This is a genomic window from Spirulina sp. 06S082 (assembly GCF_034932145.1).
In the GTDB taxonomy this organism is placed as follows: domain Bacteria; phylum Cyanobacteriota; class Cyanobacteriia; order Cyanobacteriales; family Spirulinaceae; genus CCY15215.
The window spans coordinates 1-1,301 of the sequence record NZ_JAYGHV010000106.1; the positions used below are offsets into that span (position 1 = coordinate 1).

Sequence of the window (1,301 nt, forward strand, 5' to 3'; positions counted from 1 at the left end):
TGAGAATCCCCCTGTTTATAACCAGAGATTTCAACACGATGAATCCCTTGGGGGGTCAGTTTGTCAAGAGATTGGTGTAAATAGTTACTAAAAGTCGTTTGTTTGGGGACGTTGGCTGCTGCGATCGCCAAATACAAACATTTTTCTTGCAATGTCGCCGTCACGGTAATTCCTTTGGGCTGAAATTGACGGGCGAGTAATACCGCGATCGCTTCAGGATCTCCCTGTTTGGCTAATTCGAGCAAATCGGATTGAGTCATATTACCTTCATGAAAATTATCTAACTAAAGAATCTTGCCAAATTCTTGACTTTTTTGTTCTATACTTTCTTTTGACCCGAGAGAAAAAACAGTTTTAAACAAGGAAGATTGACATGAATCAACGCGATTTACGGAAATGGCATCGCAAGCTCGCCCCGATTGTGTTTTTGCCTTTATTTATTACGGCTTTAACCGGAGTAGTTTATCGGATTGCTCGCAGTTGGTTTGGTGCATCGGATCAGGTCGGCGAGTTTTTAATGACCATTCATCAAGGCGCTTGGTTAGGAAAGGATCTACGAGTTTTCTATGTGCTGTTAAATGGTCTTGGAGTCTTTGCCATGTTATTGACCGGAATTATGATGGCTCGTTTATGGCGATCGAGTCCCCCTAACAAGACGGATTAAAACATGAACTAAAAATCTCCGCTCTAATGGAGCAGAGATTCAGTCAAGATAGTATCTGAAGAATTGACCCAAAACGCTATCATAGCTTCAAGTCAAATCTTATTTGCTTGGAGGAAAACTAACCGATCATGGGTGAAGCAAAACGCCGCAAAGAAGCATTGGGAGAAAAATACGGTCAAGATAAAAATATTTTGCCGTGGATTCCCATCTCCAAAAAACAGGCAGATCAGTTTATGAAATGGACAACCCTCGGCACTTGGATCGCGATCGCGGCCTTGGTGACACTCTGGCTGACCATTCGCTTTATCGGACCCGGCTTCGGCTGGTGGGAGGTGAATTAACAAGGAGCAGAAAATGTTTACTCTGAACTTTATGCCCCACTTCCCGACAATTTTGTTAAGAAGTTGAGCAATTGGCGATCGCTCAGGTCACAATACGAAACAGACAAATTACTATAGGAGCGGAGCGACCCCGTGGTTCAGACAAATTCATCTCCCCAAAACATTCAAATAAAGGTAGAAGACGATCGCACGGGCATGAGTTTGGAAACCCTCAAACGTGCCTTTGCCGATAACCTATTTTATAGCCAAGGAAAATACCAGAAATGGGCGACCCCGAATGATTTCTATATGGCGCT

2 protein-coding genes and 1 pseudogene are annotated in these 1,301 nt (G+C 43.4%); 2 read left to right on the plus strand and 1 reads right to left on the minus strand.

Features of this window, described 5'->3' with window-relative positions; translation table 11 throughout:
• Positions 1 to 260 (minus strand): annotated as a pseudogene (locus tag VB714_RS07315) (hypothetical protein); the annotation flags it as partial.
• A gap of 113 nt (positions 261 to 373) precedes the next feature.
• Between VB714_RS07315 and VB714_RS07320 the strand changes: the two are divergent.
• Both VB714_RS07320 and VB714_RS07325 read left to right on the plus strand, forming a co-directional pair.
• Positions 374 to 664, plus strand: coding sequence for a PepSY domain-containing protein (locus tag VB714_RS07320; protein ID WP_323222617.1), 291 nt, complete (start codon positions 374 to 376; stop codon positions 662 to 664).
• Between the two features lie 128 nt (positions 665 to 792).
• The gene (locus tag VB714_RS07325) at positions 793 to 1,005 is read left to right on the plus strand and encodes a DUF2839 domain-containing protein (protein ID WP_323222619.1); all 213 of its coding nucleotides are present in this window, start codon (positions 793 to 795) and stop codon (positions 1,003 to 1,005) included.
• Positions 1,006 to 1,301: the final 296 nt, after the last annotated feature.